This is a genomic window from Sphaerisporangium sp. NPDC005288 (assembly GCF_040607475.1).
Taxonomy (GTDB): Bacteria; Actinomycetota; Actinomycetes; order Streptosporangiales; family Streptosporangiaceae; genus Sphaerisporangium; species Sphaerisporangium rhizosphaerae.
On sequence record NZ_JBEXGT010000027.1, the window covers coordinates 46,173 to 70,549 of the forward strand.

Below are 24,377 nucleotides of genomic sequence, written 5' to 3' on the forward strand. Positions count from 1 at the left end.
ACCCTCGCCGTCCCGCCCGCCGTCCGCAGGGGGCACGCGGCGGCGGTAATTCGGTTGTCCGCCCGAGGCCGTTCTGTTGTACTCCGGGAGACGACCGGCCCACCGAGGAGGCGACCATGTCTCGAGCGTTCATGTCCATCCACCAGGAAGTTTCCGCTCGCCCAGAGGACATGACGCTTCGTGAGAATGCTCAATCTCGGGATTTTGGCCCATGTAGACGCCGGTAAGACCAGCCTGACCGAGCGGCTGCTGCACGCCGCCGGTGTCATCGACGAACTCGGCAGCGTCGACGACGGCAACACCCAGACCGACTCCCTTGCCCTGGAGCGGCGGCGCGGCATCACCATCAAGTCCGCCGTCGTGTCGTTCGTCGTCGGCGGCGTCACCGTCAACCTGATCGACACTCCCGGGCACCCCGACTTCATCGCCGAGGTCGAGCGGGTGCTGAGCGTGCTCGACGGCGCGGTGCTGGTGATCTCCGCCGTCGAGGGCGTGCAGGCGCAGACCCGCGTGCTGATGCGGACGCTGCGGCGCCTGCGCATCCCCACGCTGATCTTCGTCAACAAGATCGACCGGCACGGCGCGCGCTACGAGGGCACGCTGGGCGGCATCGCCGAACGGCTGACGCCGGCGATCGTCCCGATGGGGACGGCGCACGGACTCGGCACGCGCGAGCCCGCCTTCGTCCCGTACACCGCCGTGGACGCCGCCTTCACCGCCCGGCTCGCCGAGGTGCTCGCCGAGCATGACGAGGATCTGCTCGCCTCGTACGTGGACGGCGGCGCGGCGATCTCCTACCGGCGGCTCCGCCGCGAGCTCGCGGCGCAGACCCGCCGGGCGCTGGCGCACCCGGTGTACTTCGGGTCGGCGATCACCGGAGCCGGCGTCGACGCGCTGATCGCCGGCGTCACCGAGTTGCTGCCCTCGGCCGAGGGCGACCCGGACGGCCCCCTGTCCGGCACGGTGTTCAAGGTCGAACGAGGACCCGCCGGCGAGAAGATCGCCTACGCCCGTCTGTTCTCCGGGTCGGTGCGCGTGCGCGAACGGCTGCCGTTCACGCGCGACGCCGCAGGCAAAGTGCACGGCGAGGGCGACGTGCACGGCGAGGGCAAGGTCACGGCCGTCGAGGTGTTCGAGCATGGTTCGGCCGTCCGCCGCGACGCGGTCACCGCCGGGCGCATCGGCAGGCTCCGGGGCCTGCCGGACGTCCAGATCGGCGACACGCTCGGCGTCCCGGGGACGGGCGCGCCCACGCGGCGCGTGTTCGCGCCGCCGACCCTGGAGACCGTCGTCGTGCCGTGCCGTCCCGCCGACATGGGCAGGCTGCACGTCGCCCTCACCCAGCTCGCCGAGCAGGACCCGCTGATCGGCGTGCGGCAGGACGACGTGCGCCGCGAGGTGTCGGTCTCGCTGTACGGCGAGGTGCAGAAGGAGGTCGTCCAGGCCACGCTGGCGGAGGACTTCGGCCTCGATGTGGACTTCCGCGAGACGACGACGATCTGCGTCGAGCGGCCGGCCGGCACCGGCGCCGCCGTGGAGTTCATGCACAAGGACCCCAACCAGTTCCTCGCGACCGTCGGCCTGCGCGTCGACCCGGCCCCGGCCGGCGCGGGCGTCGAGTTCCGGCTGGAGGTGGAGCTGGGGTCGATGCCGTTCACCTTCATGAGGACCGTCGAGGACACCGTCCGCGAGACCCTGCGCCAGGGGCTGCGCGGATGGCAGGTCATCGACTGCGCGGTCACGCTGACGCACTCCGGCTACGCGCCCCGGCAGAGCCACGCCCACGCCACCTTCGACAAGAGCATGTCGAGCACCGGCACGGACTTTCGCGGCCTGACGCCGCTGGTGCTGATGGACGCGCTGCGACGCGCCGGCACGAGAGTGCACGAGCCGCTGCACCGCTTCCGCCTGGAGATCCCGGCCGACACGCTCCGCCCGCTGCTGCCGGTGCTGGCCCGCCTGCGGGCCGTGCCGCGGACGACGGCGACCCGGGGCCCGGTGTGGGTGGTGGAGGGCGAGATCCCGGCGGCCCGGGTGCACGAGTTGCAGCGGCACCTGCCCGGCGTGACCCGCGGGGAAGGCGTGCTGGAGTCGGCCTTCGAGCGCTACCACCCGGTCGCCGGCGAGGCGCCGTCCCGGCCGCGCACCGGCCACGACCCGCTGGACCGCAAGCAGTACCTGCTGCGCTTCATGCGCCAGGTCGAGGGCGGCCGCCAGCGCCAGGTCGAGGGCGGCCGCCAGCGCCAGGTCGAGGGCGGCCGCCGATGAACTCCTCCGAACGGCGGGCCATCCTGCGGGCGTTCCAGCCGGGACGGCGGGCCGGCATCGCACTGGTCGCGGCCACCGGCGCCGCCACGGTGCTGCCGCTGCCGGCGCCGCAGCTCACCCGGCGCTTCGTCGACGAGGCGATCGGCGGCTCGGTCACCGGGCACCTCACGCTCGTCGCGCTCGGCTACCTCGCGCTCGCCGTCGCCGGCCAGGCGGCGCGCATGCTCACCGCCTGGCTCGCGAGCCGGCTCGCCTGGGACGGCACCAACCGCCTGCGGGAGGACCTCGCCGGGCACGCGCTCGGCCTGGACATGGCCTTCCACGGCAGCCGCACCCCCGGCGAGATGATCGAGCGGGTGGACGGCGACGTGGTCGCCGTCGCCGACTTCGTCGTCGCGTTCGTGATGGACGTCGTCGTGGGCTTCCTGCTGCTCGCGGGGGTGCTGGCCGTGGTCCTCGCCACCGACGTGCGGCTCGGCGGCGTGCTGCTGCTGTACTGCGTGCTCGCCGGGCTGGTCATTGCGCGCGCCCAGCGGCTGGCCGTCCCGTCGGCGATCCGTGCGCGGGAGGCCGGCGCGGTCGTGGCCGGCGCCCTGGAGGAGCGGCTGGCCGCCGTGGAGGATCTGCGGGCCAACGGCGCGGGCGAGCACGCCGTCACCCGGTTCCACCAGGTGAGCGCCGCGCTGTACCGGGCCGAGGCGCGGGCGGACGTGACGCGCAGCGGCCTGCTCGCGGGCACGTCGGTGGTGTTCGCGGCGGGCACGGCGCTGGTGCTGGGTCTTGCCGTGTGGAGCCGGCAGTCGGGCGCGCTCACCGTCGGCACGGCCGTGCTGCTGTTCCAGTACACGCAGATGGTGCGCGCGCCGCTCGAGCGGCTGATCGACCAGCTCAAGCAGTACCAGGCGGCGCTGGCCGGCGTGACCCGCGTCGCCGGGCTGCTGGCCGAGCGGCGGACGCTGCCCGACCCCGCCGACCCGCGGCCGCTGCCGGCCGCCGGGCCGCTCGGCGTGCGCCTGGACGGGGTCGGGTTCGCCTACCCGGACGACGGCGAGCGGGTGCTGTCCGGCGTCACCCTCGCCCTGGCGCCCGGCGAGACGCTCGGCCTGGTGGGGCGCACCGGCAGCGGCAAGACCACCATCGCGCGGATGCTGCTGCGCCTGTACGACCCGGCCGAGGGCCGCGTCGAGGTCGGCGGGCTGGACCTGCGCGAGGCCGACCCGGCATCGCTGCGCCGGCGCGTGTGCGTCGTCACGCAGGACGTCCAGCTGTTCGCGGCGAGCGTCCGGGACAACCTCACGCTGTTCCGCGCCCTCGCCGACGACCGCCGGCTCCGCGCCGTCCTGGCCGGAGTCGGGCTCGCCGAGTGGCTGGCCGGCCTGCCCGACGGGCTCGACACCGAGTTGGGCGCCCAGAGCGCCGGGATGTCGGCCGGGGAGGCGCAGCTGCTGGCGTTCGCCCGCGCGTTCCTCACCGATCCGGGGCTGGTGGTGCTGGACGAGGCGTCCAGCCGGCTGGACCCGGCGACCGAGCGGCGCGTCGAGCACGTCACCGGCCGCCTGCTGGCCGGGCGGACCGCCGTGCTCATCGCGCACCGGCTCTCCTCGCTGTCCCGCGTGGACAAGATCGCTGTGGTCGACGGCGGCGAGATCGTCGAGTACGGCCGCCGCGAGGAGCTGGCCGCCGACCCGCGCAGCCGCTTCTCCGCCCTGCTCACCGCCGCGGGGGTGCGCCGATGAGGCCGGTTCCGTTCGTCCTGCGGTTGACCGCGATCGCCGGCCTTCGCCGGTATGTGGTCGGCGGGCTGCTGTGGGCGCCGGTCAGCGTCCTGCCGCTCGCCGGCGGGCTCGCGTTGCAGCGGCTGTTCGACCTCATCGGCGCGCATCGCGGCGTCGCCCTGACCGAGCCGTTGTGGCTGTGCGCGGCGCTGGTGGGCGTGGAGGTCGTCCGCGGCCTGGTCATGGTCGTCGCCTGGGTCTACGGAACCTACTGGTGGGACGCCGCCGCGACCCTGCTCCGCGCGAACGTGCTGCGCTCGCTCCTGACCGCGCGCGGCGCGGCGGCCCGCCGGCTGCCGCACTCGTCGGGCGAGGCGATGGCGCGCCTGCGCGACGACGTGGGCGACCTGGTGCAGCTCACCGACGACATCGTCCCCCTGGCCGGGGCCACGCTGTTCAGCTGCGCCGCGCTGGTGATCATGGCGGCGATCGATCCCCTCATCACGCTCGTCCTGGTGGTGCCGATGATCGTCCTCGGCGTGCTGACCCGGACGCTGCGCGGGCTGATCCAGCGGCTGCACCGGCGCGCCCGGACGCTCGGCGCGGCCGTCACCGCCTCCATCGGCGACATCTTCGCCGGCGTGCTGGCGATCAAGACGGCCGGCGCCGAGGAGGCGGTGCTGGAGCGCCTGCGCGCGCGGAACCGGGCGCGGCGGGACGCCGCCGTCGCCGACCGGCTGGCGACCGACACGCTGGACACCGCGCTGGGCGCGACCGTCGAGGTCAGCGTCGGGCTCGTCCTGCTGCTGGCCGCGCCGGCGATGCGACGGGGCGAGTTCACCGTGGGCGACCTCGCGCTGTTCACCAGCTACGCCGGCTGGCTGACCGCGCTCCCGCGCACGATCGGCTCGATGCTGTCGCGCCTGCCCCAGGCCGCGGTGGCCATCGAACGGCTCGGCCGCCTGCTGGCCCCGCACGAGGACGCCCGCGACCTGGCACGCGCCGGCGAGGTGTGGTTCGGGCGCGAGCCGCCGGAGACGACCTCGCTTCCCGCTCACCAGGACCCGCTGCGCGTCCTCGCGGTCCGCGGCCTGTCCGTGCGCCACCTGCCCGTCCACCGCGACGGCGCCGCGACGAGCGCGGATACGAGCACCGCGACGCGCGCGGACACGAGCGGGGACACGAGCCCCGCCACGATCGCGGACACCGCGGCCGACGCGGGGGCGGCCGTGGGAGACGGGCTCGCGGACGGCGGCGGGGACGGCGATGGCTTTCTGGGCCGGGGCGTGCACGAGATCGACCTGCGGGTCGAGCGGGGATCGTTCACGGTGATCACCGGGGCGGTCGGGTCGGGCAAGACGACCCTGGTGCGCGCCCTGCTCGGCCTGGTGCCGGCGGACGCCGGGACGATCACCTGGAACGGTCGGCGCGTCGAGGACCCGGGCACCTTTCTCGTGCCCGGCCGCGCGGCCTACGCGGCCCAGGTCCCCCGGCTGTTGTCGGAGTCCCTGGAGGAGAACCTCCTGCTCGGCCTGCCCGCGGACGGCGACCGGATCGCCGCCGCGCTGTGGCTGGCGGCGCTGGACCAGGACGTGTCCGGCATGCCGGACGGCTTGCGCACCGTCGTGGGACCACGCGGGGTGCGGCTGTCCGGCGGCCAGGTCCAGCGGGCGACCGCGGCGCGCGCGCTGGTCCGCTCGCCGGACCTGCTCGTCGTCGACGACCTGTCCTCGGCGCTGGACGCGGAGACCGAGAGGGCGCTGTGGGACCGCGTCGCCGCCGCCGCCCGCGACGGCGACGGGCCGGGCACGCTGCTGGTGGTGTCGCACCGTCGCGCGGCGCTCGAACGCGCCGACCAGGTGGTCGTGCTGGACCGCGGCCGGGTCGCCGGACGCGGCACGCTCGCCGGCCTGCTGGCGAGCTGCCCGGAGATGCGGCGGCTGTGGCACGGCGAGCTCTTGGCCGAGGCCGGGGAGCAGGCGCGGACGCACTCCGGGAGCGCCTCCGCGCCGCCCGTCGCCGGCTGAGCCCGTGATCGGCCGGAGGTGGTCCTAGAGTCGGAACCGACGCCGGCCCCGGCCGCATGGGGCATCGCCGGCGAGGCGGCATTCGGCATGGGGAGTGGTTGCGGGACATGAGCGATGACGCGCGGGCTCTTCTCTCCGTCGCGCTGGAGGCGGCCGGCGTCGCCGGCGAGCTGGTCAGGACGCGCCTGCCGGGCGCCGTCACGGCCAAGGGCGACCGGGACATGGCGACCGAGGTCGACTACGCCGTCGAGCGGGCGGTCCGCGACCACCTCCGCGAGCGCACCCCGCAGGTCGGCTTCCTGGGCGAGGAGGAGGCGGCCGGAACCGGATGGGAGCCGGGGGCTGGGCTGCGCTGGGTGCTGGACCCGGTGGACGGCACGGTGAACTTCGTCCACGGCCTGCCGCTGTGCGCCGTCTCGCTGGGCCTGGTGCGCGGGGACGTCCCCGTCCTCGGCGTCATCGAGCTGCCGTTCCTCGGCTCCCGCTATGCCGCCGCCGAGGGGTGCGGCGCCACCGTGGACGGCCGGCCGATCAAGGCGAGCGGCGCGGTGGCGCTTTCGGCCGCGCTGGTCTCCGTCGGGGACTTCGCCGTCGGCGACGGGGCCCCGGAGGCGAACCGGCTCCGGCTCGCGATCACCGGCCTGCTGGCGGAGCGGGCGCAGCGCGTCCGCATGTTCGGGTCCGCCGCGATCGACCTGGCCTGGGTCGCCGAAGGCAGGACCGACGCCTGCCTGATGATGAACAACCGGCCGTGGGACACCGCCGCCGGCGTCGCCATCGCCCGCGAGGCGGGCGCGCTGGTCGTGGACCGCGACGGGACGCCGCACACCATGCGCTCGACGGCCACCGTCTGCGCCGCCCCCGGCGTGCTCACCGAGGTGCTGCAGATCGTGCGGGAGGCCAGGAGCGGCACCGCGAACGGTGACATGACCAACCATGGGGATGCGAACGTGGCCGGTGACGCGGGGCGGTAGCCGCTCAGCCCCACGACGCGCCGGACGCAGTCCGTCCAGTCCATCCCCAGGCCGTCCCCACCCCGGCCGGTCCGGACGGGGACGGTGACAGCGGCTCGGCCGCGGTCACGGTGTGGTCGACGGCATGCCCTCGCGGCGGCCGGACGTGGGCCAGGGTGGGATGCGGGTCTTCCCAGGTGAGGGCCCCACCGGGTGCCGGGGCGAGCGGCAGGCGGGGTCACCCGCCTACGACGGCCGTCTCGTCGCCGCGGAGCAGGCGCTCTTCGAGCTGGACCTCCGCGGCGAGATAGGCCGCGAGCTCGTCGAGCGTGGCGGCGCAGCGGACGTTGGACAGGCCGCGCGAGAGTAGGCCGCGCGAGACGCCGTGCCGGCGGACGGCGTACCAGCCGCCGCCCACGGCGTCGGACACGAGCCAGTGCTTGCTGTAGCGGTCTTTCAGCTCGTTGATCGTCACCGCCATCGCCGGGCACCCGCCGAGGACGGAGGGCGTGGAGCGGACGGGGCCGGCGCGAAACCGCGGGCCGTGACGGTGGGGGAGGGCATGCGTCAAGGCTAGTCAACGAGTCGTGTTCGCTCAATCACACAACGTAATCGGGTCGGCGTTGGCCTACATCGGCCACACCCCTCAAGCTTGAGGGTATGAACGCGAACGAGTCGGCCACGACACGAAGGTCCCTGCACGGCGTCGCCGAGCTGCTGCTGGCCGGGCCGCAGCACCGGCGCAGCGGCACCATACGCCTGCGGGCCACGCCCGGCGGCTTCGCCACGGTCACCGAGCCCGACCTGCGCGTCGAGGGCGCCGACCTGGTGGCGGGCGAGCTTCGCCTGCCGATCTCCGGCACGTCGGCGCGGGCGCTGGGCGCGGCGGCGGGGACGGACGCGGGCGCGCCGGAGAACCTCTACTCCGACGGCTCGGGGGTCTCCCCCGACGAGGTGCTGCGCGTCGACCCCGTCGCGGCGGCGGAGCTCGCCCACGCTCTCACGCTGGGTGACCAGGCGCTGCGCGCCCTGTCCCCCGGGGCGACGCCCGTGCTCTGGCCCGAGCACTTCGATCTGGCGATCACCGTGGACAAGGTGAACTACGGCGTCTCACCCGGCGACGCCTACCTCCCGGTGCCGTACGCGTACGTCGGCCCCTGGGAGCCGCGCGGCGGCGAGTTCTGGAACGCGCCCTTCGGCGCGGCGCGCCCGCTGAGCGAGCTGGGCGGGGTGGTCGCGGCGATCACCGGCTTCTTCGCCGAGGGCCGCGACCGCGCCACCATCTCCTGACGTCCCTGCCGCCGCGCCGCCACTCCCGCCGCCGCGTCGTCCCCCGTCCCGTCGTCCCCCCGTCCCGCCGTCGTCGGCCGTCCATGACCGGAGGCGAAACGGCGGAGCGGCGGACGAGCGGCGGCGGAGATCAGTAGTCGACGGCCGCGTCGACGAGCCAGGCGGCCAGGTAGCGGGCGTAGGAGGCGCGGACGAGGACGCGGAACTCCTCCTCCCCGGCGATCAGCACGACGTGGGCGCGGGCGAGCATGGTCTGCGCGCAGCGGCCGGGGCCGAACACCGAGGGGTGCAGGTCCAGGGCGCACCCGTGGGCCAGCAGGTCGCGGGCGCCCTGGCCGGCCACCATGATCGTGGTGCGCTGCGCCGAGACGTCGGTCATCGCGACCTCCTCCGAGCGCGACAGGGGTGCCTCGCCGATCACCAGCCACTCGTCCGGCCCGAGCCAGACCACGTCGGCCTCCCCCGAGCGCAGCCAGGTGCCCGGCTCCAGCGGCAGCCTCACCCCCAGCGAGGACGGCGCCCGCGCGGGGTCCACGCGGAGGTTCGTCTGCCGCAGGAAGGGGATCTCCCGCATCTGGAGCCGCGGGCCAGTGACGCCGTCGAATCCGGCGAGCGGGCTGGTCCGGTCAACCATCACGGCGGGTCCCCTCGGGGTCGTAGAGGACGGGGTGGGCGACCGTCACCGGGACCAGGCCGGCGCCGGTGTAGGCGTGCAGGCGCTCGCCGATCCTGTCCCTGCCGCCGGCCACGAGCGCGAGCGCGAAGGCGCGCCCCAGGGCGGCGCTGCGGTAAGCCGAGGTGACGTGGCCGAGCATGGGGACCGGCGGTTCGGGGAGCCGCTCGGCGGCGATGACCTGAGCCCCCTCGGGGAGCAGTTCGGCCGGGTCGTCGGGGAGCAGGGCCACCAGATGGCGGCGGCCGGCACGGGCGGTGTCGGGCCGGGTGAAGGACCGTCTGCCCACGAAGTCGGCCTTGCTCCTGGAGATGATCCAGCTCATGCCGAGGTCGGCGGGGGTGACGGTGCCGTCGGTGTCCTGGCCGATGATGGGGTATCCCTTCTCGGCGCGCAGCACGTGCATGGTCTCGGTGCCGTACGGCGTGACGGCGCCGGTGCCCATGACGGCCTTCCAGAGCGCGAGCCCGTGCCACCAGGCGACGTTGATCTCGTAGGCGAGCTCGCCGGAGAAGCTGATGCGGCACACCTTGGCCTCCATGCCGGCCACCTCGGCGTCGCGCCAGGTCATGAACGGGAAGCTCCGCGCGTCCACCGCCAGCCCGGGGGCGAGCCCGGCCAGGACGGCGCGCGAGCCGGGACCGGCCAGGGCGACCGTGGCCCACTGCTCGGTGACCGACGTGCAGCGCACCCGCAGCCCCGGCCACTCGGTCTGCAGCCATTCCTCCATCCAGTCCAGGACGGCGGCGGCGTTGCCGGTGGTCGTGGTGACCAGGAAGCGGTCGGGCGCCAGGCGGATGACGGTGCCGTCGTCGAACACCATGCCGTCGGCGCGGCACATGATGCCGTACCGGATCGCGCCGACCTTCAGGCCGCTCATGAGGTTGGTGTAGAGGCGGTCGAGGAACTCGGCCGCGTCCGGTCCCTGTACGTCGATCTTGCCGAGGGTGGAGGCGTCGAGCGCGCCCGCCGCCTCGCGCACGGCGCGGCACTCGCGCAGCACGGTGGCCGCCATGTCCTCCCCCGGCCGCGGGTAGTACCAGGGCCGTTTCCACTGGCCGACGTCCTCGAACCGCGCGCCGTGCTCGACGTGCCAGTCGTGGAGCGCGGTGACCCGCACGGGGTCGTGCAGGGCGCCGCGGTCGCGCCCGGCGAGGGCGGCGAAGGACACCGGGACGTAGGGGGCGCGGAAGGTGGTGGTGCCGAGTTCGGCCAGCCCGGCGCCGAGCGTGTGGGCGAGGACCGCGGTGGTGAGCGTGCCGGAGGTCTTGCCCTGGTCGTGGGCGGTCCCGGCCGTGGTGTACCGCTTGACGTGCTCGACGGAGCGCAGCCCGGCCCCGGTGGTGGCCAGCGCGATGTCGGCCACGGTCACGTCGCGTTGCAGGTCGACGAAGTGGCGCGTGTAATCCCCCGCGCCCGCGGGATCGTCCGGTTCCCGCGCACCAGGAGCGGATGGCCCGCGCACACCGAACCGCTCGCGCTCGTCGGACGGCCCCCGCACTCCAGACGGCCCCCGCTCGTCGGACGGCCCCCGCTCGTCGGACGGCCCCCGCACACCGGACGGCTCCCGCTCGTCGGACGGCTCCGGAGGGACGATGGTGGCCGGGGAGAGGGGCGGCACGATCCATACGTGTTCCGGAGGCGGCCCGGCGGGGACGGGGAGCGGCGGCGGTTCGGCGCCGGAACCGGCGGCCTCGCCGTCGGCCAGGCATCCGGCGAGGGTGAACAGCCCGCGCGCCGCCCCGGCCACCCGCACGGCGCCCCCGGCGGCGAAGGGCTCCGCGGGGCGGAAGGCCGCGAGGTGGTCGTCGTAGGCGAGGGCGCCGCCGGCCTGGCCGAACAGGTGGACCACGGGGTTCCAGCCGCCGGAGACCAGCAGCAGGTCGGCCTCGACCTCGCGGGCGCCGACCCGCACGGCGCGCACGCCGCCGTCGCCGCCGGGGCCGTCCGCGCCGAGCGCTCCCGTGACCAGCCCGCCCTCCCGCGCGTCGGCGATCTCGGCGATCTCCACGCCGGCCGCCGCGAGGTCGCGGGCCGCGTCGTGGCCGCTGTCACCGCAGGTGAAGACCACCGCGCGGCGGCCGGGCAGCACGCCGTACCGGTTGGCGTACGCGCGGGCGGCCGAGGCGAGCATGACGCCGGGCAGATCGTTGCCGTGGAAGGCGACCGACCGTTCGTGCGCGCCGGTGGCCAGCACGACTCTGCGGGCCCGGATGCGCCAGACCCGTTCCCGCGTGACCGCCTCCTCGCCGCGGCGCTCGACGGCGACCAGGTAGGTGTGGTCGTAGTAGCCGAGGACGCTGGTGCGGGACAGCACGCGCACGTCCGGCAGGGCACGCAGTTCCCCGGCGACGGCCCGCGCCCACGCGGCGCCGGGACGGCCCTCCACGGCGCCGCCGGTGTCGGCGAGGGTGCCCCCGGGCTCGGGGCGGTCGTCGGCGAGGACGACGCGGGCGCCGGTGGCCGCGGCGGCCCGCGCCGCGGCGAGCCCGGCGGGTCCGGCGCCCACCACCAGGACGTCGCAGTGGGCGTGGGTGGCGTCGTAGCGCGCGGTGTCCGGTTCGGCGGACAGCCGTCCACGTCCGGCCAGGCCGGAGGCGGCCATGCCGTCGAGCAGCGGGATCGTGGTGGCCTGCACCATGGGCTCGGAGTAGGGCCGGTCGATCTGGACGACCGCGCTGGGCTCCTCGGTCCAGGAGCCGAACACCCCGCGCGGGCGGCCGAGGGTGACGCTGGTGGCCACCCGGCGCACTCCGGCGGCGAGCAACGCCGAGGCCAGCGTGTCGCCCCGGCGGCCTTCGTAGGGCCGGCCGTCGAAGGTGAACCGCAGCGCCTCCCCCGCGTGCCCGTCCCTGCGCCGCCCGGTCATCGCCCGCCTCCCGGAACGGAGGCGTCGGCGGAAGTGGGGTCGCCACCGGGGGTGGGATCGCCGCCGCCGAGGATCTCGTCGGTCGCGGTGTCCCTGGTGAGGCCGAACCAGCGGCGGCAGCCGGCGGCGTGGTGCCAGCGCTCCCGGAACGGGCCCTCGGGGTTGTCGCGGAAGAACAGGTAGCGCGCCCACTCCTCGTCGGTGAGCGCCGCGGGGTCGCCGGGGTAGGCGACGCCGGCCTGCCCGCCGTACCGGAACTCGGCCTCGTCGCGCGGCCCGCACCACGGGCAGGGGATCAGCAGCATCGGGAAAGGGCGCTCCTTCAGTGGGCCACGGCGGCGGCGCCGTGCTCGTCCACGAGCGCGCCTGTGGTGAATCGTGCGAGGTCGAAGGGCGCGTTGAGCGGGTGCGGCTCGTCGCGGGCGATGGTGTGCGCGTAGCACCAGCCGACGCCGGGCGTCGCCTTGAAGCCGCCGGTGCCCCAGCCGCAGTTGACGTACAGGCCGCCGACCGGGGTGAGCCCGACGATCGGCGAGGCGTCGGGGCTGACGTCGACCACTCCGCCCCAGGTGCGCAGGACGTGCGCCCTGGCGAAGATCGGGAACAGTTCGAGCGCGGCGGCCATCTGCCGTTCGATGATGTGGAAGGCGCCGCGCCTGCGGTAGGAGTTGGGCGCGTCGATGCCGGCGCCCATGACCAGCTCGCCCTTGTGGGCCTGGCTGACGTAGACGTGGACGGCGTTGGACATGACGACCGTCGGGTGCACCGGTTCGAGCAGTTCGGAGACCAGCGCCTGCAGGGTGTGGCTCTGCACCGGCAGCCGCACCCCGGCCAGGCCCGCGACGACCGAGGAGTGGCCGGCCGCGCTGAGCGCCACCCGGCCCGCCGCGACCCGCCCGCGGGTGGTCCGGACGGCTTGGACGCGTCCGCCGGCGACCTCGATGCCGGTGACCTCGCAGTGCTCGATGAAGTGGACGCCCATCGCGGAGGCGGCGCGGGCGTAGCCCCAGGCGACGTGGTCGTGCTTGGCGATGCCGCCCCGGGGCTGGTAGGTGGCGCCGAGCACCGGGTAGCGGGCGTCGGGCCGGACCTCGACGATGGGGCAGATCTCCTTGACCCGCTCGGGGCCGAGCCATTCGGCGTCCACGCCGTTCAGCCGGTTGGCGTTGACGCGGCGCACGCCGTCGCGCACGTCCTGGGCGCTGTGGGCGAGGTTGAGCACGCCGCGCTGGCTGAACATCAGCCGGTAGCCGAGCTCTTCCTCCAGCCCCTCCCACAGCTTGAGCGCGTGCTCGTAGATGCCGGCGCTCTGGTCCCACAGGTAGTTGGAGCGGATGATCGTGGTGTTGCGCGCCATGTTGCCGCCGGCCAGCCAGCCCCGCTCAAGGACGGCCACGTTGGTGATGCCGTGGTTTCTGGCCAGGTAGTAGGCGGTGGCGATGCCGTGCCCGCCGCCGCCGACGATGACGACGTCGTAGGACCGGTCGGGCTCGTCGGGGCCGCGCCAGAGGGCGGCGCCGTCTCCGGGACCGGCCAGGCGGTCGGGGTCGGTCATGGTCCTCCCGTGCGGGGTCACGCGCGCAGCCGTTTCATCGCGGGGTCGAACAGCGGCTCCCGCGCGACGACGGCCGGGACGCGCCTGCCGAAGTAGCCGATGTGCACCTGCCGGCCGGGGACGGCCAGCTCGGCCGGCAGCCACGCGTAGGCGACGGCCTTGCCGACGGTGTACCCGTAGGCGGCGCTGGTGACGTACCCCACGCAGGAGTCGCCGTCGTACACCGGCTCCTTGCCCATCACCACGTCGGCGGGGTCGTCGGAGGTAAGGCAGGTGAGGCGGCGCCGCACCGACGCCTCCCGCTCGGCGAGCGCGCTCTTGCCGATGAACCCGGGCTTGCGGGTCTTGACGGCGAAGCCGAGCCCGGCCTCGTACGGGTCGTGCTCGTAGGTCATGTCGGTGCCGAAGGAGCGGTAGCCCTTCTCCAGGCGCAGGCTGGTGAAGGCTCCGCGTCCGCCGGCGACGACGCCGTGCGCCCGCCCGGCCTCCCACAGCGTGTCCCACAGCTTCTGGCCCATGTCGGCCGTGGTGTAGAGCTCCCAGCCCAGCTCGCCGATGTAGGACAGGCGCAGCGCGGTGACCGGCACGGCGCCGATATAGGCGCGCTTGGCGCGGAAGTAGCCGAAGCCCTCGGCGGAGAAGTCGGCGGTGGTGAGCGGCGCGACGACGTCGCGGGCGAGCGGCCCCCAGACGCCGACGCAGCACGTGCCGGGGGTGATGTCCCTGACGGTGACCGAGCCGTCGGCGGGCAGGTGGCGGTGGAGCCAGTCGAGGTCGAGGTTGCCGTTGGCGCCGACCTGGAACAGCTCGCGGCCGAGCCGGGCGACGGTGATGTCGCTGCGGATGCCGCCGTCGTGGTCCAGCAGCAGGCAGTAGGTGACGGTGCCCACCGCCTTGTCGACCTCGCCGGTGGACAGGCGGGTGAGGAACGCCGCGGCGCCGCGGCCGGTGACCTCCAGCCGTTTGAGCGCGGTCATGTCGTACAGCGCGACGCCCTGCCGGGACGCCAGGGCCTCGGCGCCCACGATCGGGGACCAGTAGCGGGCCGCCCAGTCGCCGGGCCTCGGGATGTCGCCGACCCCGGCCAGCGCGGCGTTGGCGGCGTACCACTGCGGGCGCTCCCACCCCGCGGCCTCCAGCGGGACCGCGCCCAGCTCGCGCTGCCGCGCGTGGAAGGGGCTGACCCGCAGCGGGCGCAGGTTCTCCGGCGGCTGGAGGGGGTGGATGATGTCGTACACCTCGACGAAGTTCTGGCAGTCGCGGGTGAGGACGTACTCGGGCGCCAGCTGGTGCGGCTCGAACCGGTTGACGTCGCACTCGTGCAGGTCGAACGACGAGCAGTGCCCGTCGACCAGCCATTCGGCCATGGCGCGGGCCACGCCCGCCGAGTGGGTGACCCACACGGCCTCGGCCACCCAGAAGCCTTTGACCTCGGCCGACTCGCCGAGCAGCGGCATGTTGTCGGTGGTGAAGGAGAACAGCCCGTTGATGCCCCGCTCGATCTCGGCCTCGCGGGTCGCGGGCAGCAGCGCGCGGGTCTCCTCCCACGCCGGGGCGAAGTCGGCGGGGGTGAAGGGGGTCACCGAGGGCATGGCCCCGGTGGCGGCGGCCAGGATGTCCTCGGGGCGCACGGGCATCGGGCGGTGGCCGTAGTAGCCGACGGCCAGCCGGTCGTGCCGCTCGCGGTAGTACAGGTCGGCGTCCTGGTGGCGCAGGATCGGGCGGGTCGCCTCCCTGGACGGCCGGTCCACCTCGCTCGCGGCGAGGGCGGGGACCGGGCCGGTCCAGGCGAGCTGGTGGGCGAGCGGGGTGAGCGGCAGCGTCATGCCTGCCATGGCGGCCACCTTGGGGCCCCAGATGCCCGCGCAGCACACGACGACGTCGGCGGGGATCTCGCCCCGGTCGGTGAGCACGGCGCTCACCCGGCCGTCCTCGGCGCGCACGTCGAGCGCCTCGTGCCGGTCCAGGACGCGCACGCCGCGCTCGCGGGCGCGGGCGAGCTGCGCCTCGACGGCGGGGACGGCCTTGGCGATGCCGTCGGTCGGGACGTACAGGCCGCCCAGCACCCGGCCGGGGTCGAGCAGCGAGTGGCGCCGCAGGCACTCCTCGGGGGTGAGCAGGCGGGCTTCGAGACCCCAGGAGGCGGCCCAGCCGTGCCGCCTGCGCAGGTCGGCGAGGCGTTCGGGGGTGGTGGCCACCTCCAGCCCCCCGACCTGGAGGAAGCAGCCGAGCGCCAGCAGCTTCTCGACGGTGTAGCGGGCCATCTCGGTCATGGTCTTGGACGGGTTGGTCTGGAACACCAGGCCGGGCGCGTGGGAGCTGGACCCGCCGGCGGCCGGGAGCGCTCCCTGGTCGACCACGGTGATGTCGTCCCAGCCGCGCGTGGACAGCTCGTCGGCCAGGGCCGCGCCCACCACACCGGCTCCGATGACCACGACCCGCGGGCCTGCCATACGCCGCTCCTCTGTTGCGCATGCCGAGATCGAATGCGCCTTCCGCAACAAGCGTGACCGGCGGCCCGGGGGGTGTCAAGAGCGGGTCAGCCGGTCGGCAGCCAGGCCTTCACCTTGGCGGGGTTGTCGGCGACCCACTTCTTCGCGGCGTCCTCGGCGGACATCTTGTCCTCGGAGATGTACTTGGCCACGAGGTTCTGGTCGTCGTTGGTCCAGGTGAAGTTCTTCACCAGCTCGTAGGCCGGGCCGCCCGAGTCGGCGAACCTCTTGCTCACGATCTTGTCGAGCTCGTACGGCGGGTAGTCGCAGGCCACCTTGGCGGCGTCGGCGTCGCAGCCGTCGGTGTAGGGCGGCAGGTTCACCTTGACGAGCTTGACCTCCGACAGGAACCACTGCGGCTCGTAGAAGTAGCCGAGCATGGGCTTCTGCTGCGCCTCGGCCTGCCGGAACCCGGTGATGAGCGCCGCCTCGCTGCCCGCGTAGACGACCTTGTAGTTCAGATGCAGGTTCTTCACCAGCGCGGCGTCGTTGGTCACGAACGAGGGGTCGCCGTCGAGCAGCTGCCCCTTGCCGCCGGACTCCGAGGTCGTGAACAGGCCGGCGTACTTGTCCAGGTTCTTGTAGTCGGTGATGCCGGGATACTTCTGGGCCATCCACGGCGGCACGTACCAGCCGATGGCGCCCTTGTTGCCGGTCGGGCCGGCCTCGACGGCGACCTTCTGGTCCTCGATGTACTTCTTCTTCAGGTCGTCGTGGCCCCAGTTCTCCACGATCGCGTCGACCTCGCCGGTCGCGAAGCCCTGCCAGGCGACCTCCTCCTTGAGGTCCTTCTTGGTGACCTGGCAGCCGAGCTCCTTCTCGGCCACGTAGGCGATCACGGCCGCGTTGGCCTCGTACCCGACCCAGGGGTTGATCGCGAGGTTGACGGCGCCGCACGCCTCCTTCGCCGGGGCCGCGGCGTTCCCCGAGGCCGCCGGTGCCTCGCCGACCTTCGCCCCGCCGCACGCGGAGACGAGCAGGCCGGCCGCCGCCAGCAGCAGGGCCGCCCTCGGCCGCCCGGATCCGCAAACCGAAACACTCACCAGGGTCCTCCTGATCGCAGGGCCGCGCGGAGCGGCCGTCGTGCACCCGTGACGGGCGGCTGGTGAACTCCCCGACGCCGCGACCCCTTGGTGATCGCGGCGAGCATGGTGCCGAGCACGACGATGGCCAGGCCCGCGGCCAGGCCCTTGCCGCGCAGCTGGAGCTGCGAGAACCCCGACACGACGTCGTAGCCGAGCGCGCCCGCGCCGACCAGGCCGCCGACCACGACCATGGCCAGGACGTAGCACAGGCCCTGGCTCGCGGCCAGGGCGACCGCGCCGCGCGCCATCGGCACCTGCACCTTGGAGATGATCTGCCACGTGCTCGACCCGGCGGCCGTCGCGGCCTCCACCGCCCCGGCGGGCACGCCCCGGACGCCGTCGGCGACCAGCTTGATCGCCACGGGCGCGGCGTACACCACCGCGGCGATGATCGCCGTGAACCGGGTCGCGCCGAACAGCCCGAGGATCGGCACCAGGTACACGAACGCGGGCATGGTCTGGCCGGCGTCCAGCAGCGGTCGCATCACCCGGTCGGCGCGGTCGTCCCGGCCGATCCACACGCCCACCACGACGCCCAGCGCCATCACCAGCACGGTGGCGACCAGCGTGGAGGCCAGCGTCACCATCGCGTCCTGCCACAGGCCGAGCGCCACCAGCAGGGCCAGGCAGGCGGCGCACACGAGCGCGACGCGCGGGGTGGCGACCACCAGCGCGACCGCGGTGACCACCAGCAGCACCAGCCACCACGGCGACCCGGTGAGCACCGCCTCGAACGGGTTCAGCAGGCTGTAGGTGATCAGGTTCTTCAGGCCGTTGGTGGAGGCGTACAGGTCGGCCTGCGCCCACCGGCCGGCGGCGTCGGCGCCCCGGCGGACGTAGGAGCCGAGGTCGGCCTCGCCGGGGAACTCCGCCGCCCACACGTAGACGTGCGAGAGGTAGACCAGCACGGCGGTGACGGCGAGGACGGCCGCCACCTGGAGCCTGCGCCACAGCGGCCGGCGGGCGCGCCCGGCGCGGCGGGCCGCCTCGACGCGGCGCCCGGCCGCCGAGACGCCGCGGTCCAGCACGATGGCCATGACCACGATGGCCAGGCCGGCGTTGAACGACGTGCCGACGTCCAGCGTCTCCAGCGCCTTGAGCACCGTCTTGCCCAGGCCCGGCGCGTCGATGAGCGCGGCGATCGTGACCATGGACAGCGCGGCCATGACGGTCTGGTTGACCCCGACGATGATGGTGCGCTTGGCCAGCGGCAGCCGCACCTTGGCCAGCAGCTGCCAGGGCGTCGAGCCGAGCGAGACACCGGCCTCGACGCTCTCGCGGGGGACCTGCCTGATCGCGTGCGAGGTGATCCTGATCGCCGGCGGGATCGCGTAGATCATCGTGGCCACGGTGGCGCTGGCCGGCCCGATCAGGAAGAACAGCGTCAGCGGCGCCAGGTACACGAAGGTCGGCATGGTCTGCATGAAGTCCAGTACCGGGGTGACCAGGCGGTCGAACCGGTCGCTCAGCCCGGCCCAGACGCCGAGGGGGATGCCCGCGGCCAGCGACAGCAGGACGGCGGCCAGCGTCAGCGCCAGCGTGTCCATGCTCTCCTCCCACAGGCCGAGCAGCCCGAAGGAGACGAACCCGGCGACGGTCAGCGCCGCCACCCGGAGGTTGCCGTAGAGCAGGGTGAGCGCCCCGGCGATGCCGGTGACGCCGAGCCAGCCGACCACCGGCACCGGGCGGCCGAAGGAGGGCCGGCTGATCAGCGCCTGGACGAAGGTGACCAGCTCGTCGATGAACAGCCGCACGTAGTTGACGAAGTAGAGGAACAGCGGGCTCTCGTTGCGGCCGTTGTCGACGGCCTCGGCGATCCGGCCGATGCGCACGTGCAGCGGGGTGAGCTCGGCGCCGTCCAGCGGGAGGGTGGCCTGCCCGCGGAAGGCGGCCCACAGCGCCACCCAGGCGGCCAGGATGCCGAGCAGCAGGTACGGCCGGGACCACGCCGGCCGGCGGCGGGGCGCCGTGGTCGCGGTCATCGCGCGGTCACCTCGCCGGCGCTCATCCGGCGATCACCTCCAGCATCTCGGCGCCGCCGACCAGGCCGAGCAGCGCCCCGTCCTGGACGACCCGCACGGGCCGGTCGGCGCGCAGGACGGTGCGCACGGCGTCCTTGATGACGACGTCCGGCCCGAGCTCGGGGCCGTCCAGCGCGTCGCCGTCCTCGGGCGGGCGCATGATCCAGCGCAGGGTGAGCACGTCGGCGCGGGACACGTCCCGCACGAACTCGCGGACGTAGTCGTCGGCGGGCGCCCCGACCACCTCGTCCGGGGTGCCGATCTGGACGATCTCGCCGTCGCGCATGACCAGGATGCGGTCGCCGAGCTTGAGCGCCTCGCTCAGGTCGTGGGTGATGAAGATCATCGTCTTGCCGACCTCGCGGTGCAGGCGGACGACCTCGTTCTGCATGTCGCGGCGGATCAGCGGGTCGAGGGCCGAGAACGGCTCGTCGAAGAACAGCACCTCGGGGTCCACCGCGAGGGCGCGGGCCAGGCCGACGCGCTGTTGCATGCCGCCGGAGAGCTGGTCGGGGTAGGACTCGCCGTACCCGGCCAGCCCTACCAGGTCGAGCATCCGCGTCGCGCGCGCGTAGCGCCCCTGCCTGCCCTGGCCCTGGATCTCCAGGCCGTAGGCGATGTTGTCCAGCACCCGCCGGTGCGGCAGCAGGCCGAAGTGCTGGAACACCATGGCGAACCGGTGGCGGCGCAGCTCGCGCAGCTCCCGGTCGCCGGCCTTGCGGATGTCCCGCCCGTCCAGCAACACCTCGCCGGCGGTCGGCTCGACCAGCCGGGTCAGGCAGCGCACCAGCGTCGACTTGCCCGAGCCGGACAGGCCCATGACGACGAAGACCTCGCCGCGCCGCACGGAGAAGGAGACGTCGCGCACCGCGGCAACGCAGCCGGTGCGCTCCTTGAGCTCGGCCCGCGACAGCTCGGCGAGCGGCGTGCCCGCCACCCGGCCGGCCCGCGGGCCGAAGACCTTCCACAGGCCGCGCACGTCGAGGGTCACCGCCTCCGGGGGCGGAGAGGGCTCGGCCTGCGACGTCGCGGTCATGGTCACCTCGCGGTTCGAGGGGCGGGGGCCGGCTTCCGGGGACGGACGGCGGAACAGGGCTCCGGCACGGACCTCTCCGTTCGCGTATCTGGTTGCGTATCGCGCATCAGAATGCTCAACGAGGAACAGATCGTCCCTCCCGTACGCTCCCCGGTCAAGGCTTGCCGCGTTTCGCTTGGCGACCGGAAAACGCACCTCCACCCGGCCGCGCGCGTGAGTTCCGGCCCGGCGCTGGTCACCCGGCCCTGGTCACCCGGCGCTGGTCACCCGGCGCTGGTCATCGGGCCCTGGTCATCGGGCCCTGGTCATCCGACGCCCGTCATCGGGCCCTGGTCATCCGGACGGAGCGGGCGCGGGGCCGGGCGGCGCGCCGGCGCGGCCGGGGTGCCGGTAGAACTCCACCCGCTCCGGCGGCAGGGGCGTGTTGCCGAGCACGAGGTCGGCGGCCTTCTCGGCGACCATCATGACCGGCGCGTAGATGTTGCCGTTGGTCACGTACGGCATCACCGAGGCGTCCACGACCCGCAGTCCTTCCAGGCCGTGCACCCGCATGCTCAGCGGGTCCACCACGGCGCCCTCCCCGTCGCCCATGCGGGCGGTGCAGGAGGGATGCAGGGCGGTCTCGGCGTCGCGGGCGACCCAGTCGAGGATCTCCTGGTCGGTGCGCACGGACGGCCCCGGCGACAGCTCGCCCGCGTTGAACTCCTCCATGGCCGGCTGGTTGAGGATGTCCCTGGCCACCCGGACGGCCTCGACCCACTCACGGCGGTCCTGGCCGGTGGACAGGTAGTTGAAGCGCAGGGCCGGCCGCACCCGGGGGTCGGGGCTCTTGATCTTCACCGAGCCGCGCGCGTCGGAGTACATGGGCCCGATGTGCACCTGGTAGCCGTGGCCGCCGGCCGGGGCCGAGCCGTCGTAGCGCACCGCGACCGGCAGGAAGTGGAACATCAGGTTGGGGTAGGCCACCTCGTCGTTGCCCCGGACGAAGCCGCCCGCCTCGAAGTGGTTGGTGGCGCCCGGTCCGCTGCGCAGGAACAGCCACCGCGCGCCGATCCACGGCCGGTTGCGCCACTTCATCGCCGGCTGCATCGACACCGGCCGCCGGCAGCCGTACTGGACGTAGACCTCCAGGTGGTCCTGGAGGTTCTCCCCCACGCCGGGCAGGTCGTGGACGGGCCGCACGCCCGCGGCCCGCAGTTCGCCGGCGTCGCCCACACCGGAGAGCTGGAGCAACTGCGGGGTGTTGATGGCGCCGCCGCACAGGATCACCTCGCCGGCCCGCACGGTGCGCCCGTCGCACTCCACGCCGACCGCGCGCCCGCCCTCGAACAGCACGCGGGTGACCAGCGCCCGGGTCCTGACCGTCAGGTTGGGGCGCCGTTTCACCGGGTGCAGGTACGCCCGCGCGGCCGACAGGCGGCGCCCGCGGCGGATGTTCCGGTCGAACGGCGCGAAGCCCTCCTGGCGGTAGCCGTTCACGTCGTCGGTGAGCGGGTACCCGGCCTGCCGCACGGCCTCGAAGAAGGCGGTGAACAGCGGGCCGTCCGCCGGGCCGCGCTCCAGCGCCAACGGCCCGTCATGGCCGCGGAAGGCCGTGCCGGGGTCGGCGGTGCAGTTCTCCATGCGCTTGAAGTAGGGCAGGCAGTGGGCGTGGTCCCAGGTCTCCATTCCGGGGTCGGCCGCCCAGCGCTCGTAGTCCAGTGGGTTGCCGCGCTGGAAGATCATGCCGTTGATGCTGCTCGACCCGCCCAGCACCTTGCCGCGCGCGTGGTAGACGCGGCGGCCGTTCAGGTGGGGCTCGGGCTCGGACTCGTACTTCCAGTCGTAGAACCGGCTGCCGATGGGGAACATCAGCGCGGCGGGCATGTGGATGAAGACGTCCCAGGGGAAGTCGGAGCGTCCGGCTTCCAGGACCAGCACCCGGACGGACGGGTCGGCGGACAGCCGGTTCGCGAGAACGCATCCGGCCGAGCCACCACCGACGATGACGAAGTCGTACATGTAAGCCCTCGTCTCGCTCTCAGCGCCAATATCCCGGCATATGCGGAGAAATGGCGCGCGTTGCGTTGTAGCGATTGACGCACAAGGTTGCGGCCTGCGCAACCATCGTCGGGCGGCGGCGTAAATGGACGGCGGTACGCCGACCCCCTACAGTCCGGGGCTATGGGCAACGAATCCTCGGCCGGTGTGCAGTCGGTCGACCGGGCCATCAGCGTGCTGGAGATCCTCTCCCAGCGCGGCGAGGCCGGCGTCAGCGAGATCGCCGCCGAGATCGGTGTCCACAAGTCCACCGCCTTCCGGCTGCTCGGCGCCCTGGAGGCCAGGAACCTCGTCGAACAGGCCGAGGACCGCGGCAAGTACCGCCTGAGCTTCGGCGTCATCCGCCTGGCCGGCGGCGTCGCCTCCCGGCTCGACCTCACCCAGCAGGGACGCCCCGTCTGCCGCCGCCTGGCCGAGGAGATCGGCGAGACCGTCAACATCGCCGTCGTGCGCTCCCACTACGCGGTCAACCTCGACCAGGTGCGCGGCCCGTCGGCGGTCACCGCCTACAACTGGGTCGGCCAGCTCACCCCCCTGCACGCCACCTCCAGCGGCAAGATGCTGCTCGCCCACCTCGACCAGCGCCACCGCGACCGGCTGCTGGCGGCGGCGGGCCTGGCCCGCTACACCCCCGCCACCATCACCTCGGCCGACGAGCTGCTGCCCCAGCTCGCCGAGGCCAGGACGCGCGGGTACGCCGTCACCGTGGAGGAGTACGAGATCGGGCTGAACGCCATGGCCGCCGCCGTCCGGTCCTATGACGGGGAGGTCGTGGCGGCGGTCAGCGCGTCCGGGCCCGCCTACCGCTTCAGCGAGGAGCGCATGCACGAGGTGGCCCCGGTGCTGGTCGGCGGCGCGGCCGACATCAGCCACCGGCTCGGCTTCTCCGGCTGACCCGGGCCGGCCCCGCTCGGCTCGTCCGGCGACGCGGCCAGCATCGGCATCTTCAGGCGCCCCGGGCCGGACCTACCCGGCGGGCCGGCCCGGCGGCTCGAGGCGCCCGGCGACCCACTGGTGGAACTCGGCGATGTGGTGCTCGCTCGGCACCAGGACGCCGCCGCGCGCGTAGGCCCGCGAGCCCATCGCCGGCTGGCAGCGCTCGCACGCGTCGAAGTCCTGCACGTTGACCTTGTGGAACAGCTCGACCGACGGCCCGATGTCCCGGCCGCCGGCCACGACCTCCGGCAGGAACAGCCAGTCGCACTCCACCACCGTGCGGTCGGCGGCCAGCGGGAACATGCGGTGCACGATGGCGTGGTCGGGGACGAGGTTGACGAACACCTGCGGCCTGATGGTGATCGCGTAGTAGCGGCGGTCCTGCTCCCGGCTCACCGTCGGGATGCGGTCGACCCCCGGCGAGCCGTCCACCGTGAACCCCTCGACGCCGCCGCCGAACGCGGCGCCGTGGCCCACGAAGTACTGGGCGGCGTACCCGTCGGCGAACTCCGGCAGCACCGCGGTCAGCTCGGGGTGGATGGTCGCGCAGTGGTAGCACTCCATGAAGTTCTCGACGATGAGCTTCCAGTTGGCCCGGACGTCGTAGACGATCCTGCGGCCGACCTTCAGCTTCTCCACCCCGTAGTTCTCGATCGAGGCCAGGTCGCCGAGCCGGGTCACCACCGCGCCGAGGACGTCCTGCTCGAAGGAGGGCGGCTCGTCGGCCAGGCACACCCACACGTATCCGAGCCATTCGCGCACGTGCGCCGTGACCAGACCGTACTCGACGCGGTCGATGTCGGGCATCGTGCTGAGGTTCGGGGCGGCGATCAACGTGCCGTCCAGATCGTAGGCCCAGGCGTGGTAGGGGCACTGGAAGGCCCGGCGGACCCGGCCGGACTCCTCGGTGCACAGCCGGGCGCCGCGGTGCCGGCAGACGTTGAGGAACGCGCGCGCCGATCCGTCCGCGGCGCGGCTGACGATGACGCTCTCGCGCCCCACCTGCACCGTGCGGAAGGCCCCGGGCCCGTCCAGGTCGTCGGCGCGGGCCGCGCAGAACCACATCGTCTCGAAGATCCGGCGCTGCTCCAGGGCGAAGACGTCCTGGTCGGTGTAGAAGCGGCCGGGCAGGGTGGCCAGCAGGCTGGGGGTGGTCACGCGCCGCTCCCCGTCCGCCGGGCCGCTGCCGGCGCGTCGATGTCGAGCCGGTGGGCCTCGCCCCGCGACGGCGCCGCGAGGGGGCAGGCGGGAATCACCGCGGTCACCCCTGAAGTTGATGATGACGGAACGGAACTCGCTATGCGCAACAGACTGCGTCCCAGGTGAGCCGCTGTCAATACGCCCGGCGACGCCTGCGCCGCGCCCGCGTCTCACCTTGGGTGCCCCCCGGCGGGTCACCCTGTGTGACGCCCGGCGG

Annotated in this window: 17 protein-coding genes; 6 read left to right on the top strand and 11 right to left on the bottom strand. The window is 74.0% G+C overall.

The window, feature by feature from the left end; genetic code table 11:
- The first annotated feature begins 186 nt into the window (after nt 1–186).
- From ABZU32_RS24525 to ABZU32_RS24540, 4 genes are all read left to right on the top strand, one after another.
- Nucleotides 187–2,268 (top strand): translation factor GTPase family protein, encoded by a 2,082-nt coding sequence (locus ABZU32_RS24525; protein WP_354925504.1) that lies wholly within the window; start codon nt 187–189, stop codon nt 2,266–2,268.
- Nucleotides 2,265–4,004 carry an ABC transporter ATP-binding protein gene (locus ABZU32_RS24530; RefSeq protein WP_354925388.1) on the top strand — a complete coding sequence of 580 codons (1,740 nt, stop codon included), beginning with the start codon at nt 2,265–2,267 and terminating at the stop codon, nt 4,002–4,004. Before ABZU32_RS24525 ends, ABZU32_RS24530 begins: the two co-directional genes overlap by 4 nt.
- A complete protein-coding gene (locus tag ABZU32_RS24535; protein WP_354925391.1) occupies nt 4,001–6,010 on the top strand; it encodes an ABC transporter ATP-binding protein in 2,010 nt (669 codons plus the stop codon). The genes ABZU32_RS24530 and ABZU32_RS24535 overlap by 4 nt, the downstream gene beginning before the upstream one ends.
- Nucleotides 6,011–6,117: 107 nt before the next feature.
- Nucleotides 6,118–6,984, top strand: coding sequence for an inositol monophosphatase family protein (locus ABZU32_RS24540; RefSeq protein ID WP_354925394.1), 867 nt, complete (start codon nt 6,118–6,120; stop codon nt 6,982–6,984).
- A 217-nt stretch (nt 6,985–7,201) separates the two neighbouring features.
- On the opposite strand, the gene ABZU32_RS24545 is transcribed toward ABZU32_RS24540, so the two are convergent.
- Nucleotides 7,202–7,444, bottom strand: coding sequence for a hypothetical protein (locus ABZU32_RS24545; RefSeq protein ID WP_354925397.1), 243 nt, complete (start codon nt 7,442–7,444; stop codon nt 7,202–7,204).
- Nucleotides 7,445–7,623: 179 nt separating this feature from the next.
- Here ABZU32_RS24545 and ABZU32_RS24550 point away from each other — a divergent pair, with 179 nt between their 5' ends.
- A complete protein-coding gene (locus tag ABZU32_RS24550; RefSeq protein WP_354925400.1) occupies nt 7,624–8,253 on the top strand; it encodes a hypothetical protein in 630 nt (209 codons plus the stop codon).
- 130 nt (nt 8,254–8,383) lie between these two features.
- Here ABZU32_RS24550 and ABZU32_RS24555 read toward each other — a convergent pair whose 3' ends face one another.
- From ABZU32_RS24555 to betA, 9 genes are all read right to left on the bottom strand, one after another.
- Nucleotides 8,384–8,887, bottom strand: a complete 504-nt coding sequence (locus tag ABZU32_RS24555) for a sarcosine oxidase subunit gamma family protein (protein ID WP_354925507.1) — start codon at nt 8,885–8,887, stop codon at nt 8,384–8,386.
- Nucleotides 8,880–11,795: a 2Fe-2S iron-sulfur cluster-binding protein gene (locus tag ABZU32_RS24560; RefSeq protein WP_354925403.1), complete on the bottom strand. Its 2,916-nt coding sequence runs from the start codon at nt 11,793–11,795 to the stop codon at nt 8,880–8,882. The genes ABZU32_RS24555 and ABZU32_RS24560 overlap by 8 nt, the downstream gene beginning before the upstream one ends.
- Nucleotides 11,792–12,100, bottom strand: a complete 309-nt coding sequence (locus ABZU32_RS24565; protein ID WP_354925406.1) for a sarcosine oxidase subunit delta — start codon at nt 12,098–12,100, stop codon at nt 11,792–11,794. The genes ABZU32_RS24560 and ABZU32_RS24565 overlap by 4 nt, the downstream gene beginning before the upstream one ends.
- Nucleotides 12,101–12,117: 17 nt before the next feature.
- Complete coding sequence (locus ABZU32_RS24570; RefSeq protein ID WP_354925409.1) at nt 12,118–13,350, bottom strand: sarcosine oxidase subunit beta family protein; 1,233 nt, start codon at nt 13,348–13,350, stop codon at nt 12,118–12,120.
- 17 nt (nt 13,351–13,367) lie between these two features.
- Nucleotides 13,368–15,803, bottom strand: a complete 2,436-nt coding sequence (locus ABZU32_RS24575; protein WP_354925412.1) for an FAD-dependent oxidoreductase — start codon at nt 15,801–15,803, stop codon at nt 13,368–13,370.
- 86 nt (nt 15,804–15,889) lie between these two features.
- Nucleotides 15,890–16,885, bottom strand: a complete 996-nt coding sequence (locus ABZU32_RS24580; protein ID WP_354925415.1) for an ABC transporter substrate-binding protein — start codon at nt 16,883–16,885, stop codon at nt 15,890–15,892.
- Complete coding sequence (locus ABZU32_RS24585; protein WP_354925418.1) at nt 16,882–18,909, bottom strand: ABC transporter permease subunit; 2,028 nt, start codon at nt 18,907–18,909, stop codon at nt 16,882–16,884. Before ABZU32_RS24585 ends, ABZU32_RS24580 begins: the two co-directional genes overlap by 4 nt.
- A 22-nt stretch (nt 18,910–18,931) precedes the next feature.
- Nucleotides 18,932–19,984, bottom strand: a complete 1,053-nt coding sequence (locus tag ABZU32_RS24590) for a glycine betaine/L-proline ABC transporter ATP-binding protein (protein ID WP_354844420.1) — start codon at nt 19,982–19,984, stop codon at nt 18,932–18,934.
- A 333-nt stretch (nt 19,985–20,317) separates the two neighbouring features.
- A complete protein-coding gene (gene betA, locus ABZU32_RS24595; protein ID WP_354925421.1) occupies nt 20,318–21,985 on the bottom strand; it encodes a choline dehydrogenase in 1,668 nt (555 codons plus the stop codon).
- 162 nt (nt 21,986–22,147) lie between these two features.
- Here betA and ABZU32_RS24600 point away from each other — a divergent pair, with 162 nt between their 5' ends.
- Complete coding sequence (locus ABZU32_RS24600; RefSeq protein WP_354844414.1) at nt 22,148–22,918, top strand: IclR family transcriptional regulator; 771 nt, start codon at nt 22,148–22,150, stop codon at nt 22,916–22,918.
- A gap of 72 nt (nt 22,919–22,990) precedes the next feature.
- On the opposite strand, the gene ABZU32_RS24605 is transcribed toward ABZU32_RS24600, so the two are convergent.
- On the bottom strand, nt 22,991–24,118 hold the full coding sequence (locus tag ABZU32_RS24605) for an aromatic ring-hydroxylating dioxygenase subunit alpha (protein ID WP_354925424.1): 1,128 nt from the start codon (nt 24,116–24,118) through the stop codon (nt 22,991–22,993).
- Between the last annotated feature and the right edge of the window lie 259 nt (nt 24,119–24,377).